The organism is Actinoplanes sp. NPDC048791 (assembly GCF_040650095.1).
Lineage (GTDB): Bacteria > Actinomycetota > Actinomycetes > Mycobacteriales > Micromonosporaceae > Actinoplanes.
On the sequence record NZ_JBEZGQ010001064.1, the window covers coordinates 1 to 2,764 of the forward strand.

The 2,764-nt window shown below is 71.1% G+C and carries 5 protein-coding genes; all 5 read right to left on the minus strand.

All coding sequences use genetic code 11. The features are described from left to right. Nucleotides 1-333, minus strand: a 333-nt coding sequence (locus AB0C29_RS42170) for a Gfo/Idh/MocA family oxidoreductase (protein WP_360833075.1), incomplete at its 3' end; no start/stop codon positions are given. Between the two features lie 31 nt (nucleotides 334-364). Then, complete coding sequence (locus AB0C29_RS42175) at nucleotides 365-1,171, minus strand: MOSC domain-containing protein (RefSeq protein WP_360833077.1); 807 nt, start codon at nucleotides 1,169-1,171, stop codon at nucleotides 365-367. A 168-nt stretch (nucleotides 1,172-1,339) separates the two neighbouring features. Beyond that, a complete protein-coding gene (locus tag AB0C29_RS42180; protein WP_360833080.1) occupies nucleotides 1,340-1,768 on the minus strand; it encodes a DUF6069 family protein in 429 nt (142 codons plus the stop codon). Next, nucleotides 1,761-2,222 (minus strand): SRPBCC domain-containing protein, encoded by a 462-nt coding sequence (locus AB0C29_RS42185; protein ID WP_360833083.1) that lies wholly within the window; start codon nucleotides 2,220-2,222, stop codon nucleotides 1,761-1,763. Before AB0C29_RS42185 ends, AB0C29_RS42180 begins: the two co-directional genes overlap by 8 nt. Continuing rightward, nucleotides 2,219-2,563, minus strand: a complete 345-nt coding sequence (locus AB0C29_RS42190) for a metalloregulator ArsR/SmtB family transcription factor (RefSeq protein ID WP_360833086.1) — start codon at nucleotides 2,561-2,563, stop codon at nucleotides 2,219-2,221. The genes AB0C29_RS42185 and AB0C29_RS42190 overlap by 4 nt, the downstream gene beginning before the upstream one ends. Nucleotides 2,564-2,764 lie beyond the last annotated feature (201 nt).

A 2,764-nucleotide genomic window follows, 5' to 3' on the forward strand; every position in this document is an offset into this window, starting at 1 on the left:
GTCCAGGCCGACCGGCTTCTCGATCCAGATGTGCTTGCCGGCCCGGGCCAGCGCCACTCCCAGCTCACGGTGCAGGAAGTTCGGCGCGGTGATGCTCACGGCCCGGACGCGCGGGTCGGTGGCCAGCTCGCGCCAGTCGAGGGTCGCACCGGCGAAGCCGTACTGCCCGGCAGCCTCGGCGGCGCGGCCGGGCACCTCGTCGGCGACCGCGACCAGCTCCGGCCGGACCCCGAGCTGCGGGAAGTGGTGCGGGACCCGCAGGTAGGACTGGGTGTGCACCCGGCCCATCCAGCCGAAACCGGCGACGGCGACCCCGAGGGCTTCTCGACTCATCCGGCCAGTCTGCCCCAGCTACCGCGCCTTCCTAGTGCACAACCTGACCGACCTCGAGCCGGCCGGGCTGGACGACGTCGGCGTAGGTGCCGAAACAGGCGGCGCGGCCGAGGCCGGGGACCTGGATGCGGTACTGCCGGGCCAGCGTGCTCAGCACGGACTTGTCGGCCGGCAGCTCACCCTGCCCCAGCCCGGGAATCACACAACGCGGGGTGGGCAGGTCGATCCGCAGCACCACGTCGCCCAGCCGCAGTTCGGTGCCGGGCTCCGGATCCTCCGGCAGGTCGAGGATCACATTCGGCCGGAACCGGGCGGCGGACACCGGAGCGCCGCCGCTGCGCTCACTCAGCCGGGCCAGCTCGCCCGTGGTCACGATGTGCAGTGCACCGAAGTCGGCGAACCGGCCGAGCCGTTCCACGCCGCCGACCGGGCTGACGGTCTCCTCGCCGGGCAGACTGCCCGCCATCCACTCCGGGACCATGCCGGCGTCGTCGGGCAGCACCCGGTGCAGGCGCGGATCGGCCGGCGCGGTCCGGCTGAGCCGTACCGGCCGGCCCAGGTGCGTGGTCAGGGCCGCGTCGGCCTCGGCGCTGCCCGCTCGTACGGCGGATGGGCCGACCCGCAAGGTGAGCTCGTCCTCGTGCAGGGACGTGCCGACCTCCAGGAGCCGGCCCCAGCGGCGCGGGTGCTTGGCGCTGCCGACCGTGCCGTCCTCGCCGTCCACGCACGCCCAGACCCGGTCGCCGGACAGGCCGGTGCGGTCGACGTCGGCCGCGTCCAGGGCCTCGCCCAGCGCACTCTTCAGGGGATAGCGCCGAAGCGCGACGATTTTCGGCATACCCACGATCCTATTTGTCCTTCGATCGGCCCGCCGCCTCCGCTTCTCACCAGGCCGGCCCGGCACCTCCACATTGTCCGCGGGTCGGCCCGTCACCTCCGTTTTATCCACAGGCCGGCCGGCGCCTCCGCGTTATCCACAGGCCGGCCCGGCACCTCCGCTTTCTCCCTAGGCTGGCCCGGTGACAACGTCGACCTGGCCCGCGACCTCCGCTCGTCGGCCGAGCAGCCGGACGGCGGCGATGATGATCGGCACGAGGACCAGGTGGCAGAGGGCGAGAGTCACCTTGCTGGCGGTATCGAGGTCCGTGGGCAGCGTCATCACGACGATCGTGGCGACGGCCAGCAACGGGCCGACGATCAGCGCGGTGCGGGTCACCCACGCGCCGAAACGGGACAGCAGCGCCACCGCCACGAGCCCGGCCAGCAGCGGCAGGGCGCTGAAGGCCGCCACGGTGACGCCGTCGACCTCGGCCGGGCCGGTGGGTGTGGTGAAGCGGAAGGTGCCGCCGGCTGCTCGGCCGACGCCGTACAGGATCAGATTGATCAGCACCGCCGCACCGGCGGCGGCCGTGATCACCAGCATGCGGTTACGCATCGGCCGGCTCCGTCCCGCGGATCAGGAACGCCTCGATGCGGTCGAAGGCTCCCACCCAGACCTCGCTGACGAAGAAGTCGCGGACCTCGGGCACCGGGAAGCCGCTCTGCACGACGGTCATCAGGGTGCCGTCGCCGGCCGCCTCGAAGGTGACCTCGATCCGGGTGCTCATCGTCATGCCGTCCGGGCTGGTGCCGGTGGACTCGGTGACCAGCCGGTGCGGCCGGTCGATCTCCACGAAGGTCTGCGTCTCGCGAAACAGGGTGTCGCGGTCGGGTCCCCACACGGCGGTCTGCTGACCGCCGACCCGCAGGTCCACCTCGATCTCGACGATGCCGGGCTGCTCGTCGAGGATGCTGAACCAGATCTTCTGCTGCTCCGCGTCGGTGTAGGCGTCGAAGACCTCGGCCGGTGTGGCCGGGAGCTGCCGGGTCATGCGCATGTCGAGAGTCACGATGCGTTTCCTTCCGTGCCGTTGCGAAGGGTGAAGTAGGCGTCGAGGCCGTCGAGCTTGCGGGCCCAGAGCCGCTGATAGAAGGCGATCCACGCCATGGCGTCGTCCAGCGGCGCCGGGCCCAGGCGGCACTGCCGCGACCGCCCGACCTTCTCCGTGACGACGAGGCCCGCGTCCTCGAGCACTTGGACGTGCTTCTTCATGCCGGTCAGGCTCATCCCGACCGGCTCGGCCAGCTCGCCGATGGTGGCCGGGCCTTCGCCGAGCCGGACCAGGATCCGGCGGCGCTGCTGATCGGCGAGCGACGCGAACACCCGGTCGAGAACCTCTTGCTGAACCATATGGTTCACCTTACGACACTGAACCATGCAGTTCAACATTGCTGAGGGATTGGCTGCCGTCGGCCCGGGTACCCGGCGCCCATGCGATTCGGAAACGTGGAAGTGCGACCGCTCGGTGGCGGGATGGGCTGCCTGTTCATGGTCCTGGGGTCGATCGTGCTGTCGGTGCTGTGCACCCTCGGCGCGAACCTGTTCGTACGC

Coding starts and splice junctions, on each gene's coding strand:
- AB0C29_RS42175 (WP_360833077.1), bottom strand. CDS start 1,171: ATGCCGAAAATCGTCGCGCTTCGGCGCTATCCCCTGAAGAGTGCGCTG.
- AB0C29_RS42190 (WP_360833086.1), bottom strand. CDS start 2,563: ATGGTTCAGCAAGAGGTTCTCGACCGGGTGTTCGCGTCGCTCGCCGAT.
- AB0C29_RS42180 (WP_360833080.1), bottom strand. CDS start 1,768: ATGCGTAACCGCATGCTGGTGATCACGGCCGCCGCCGGTGCGGCGGTG.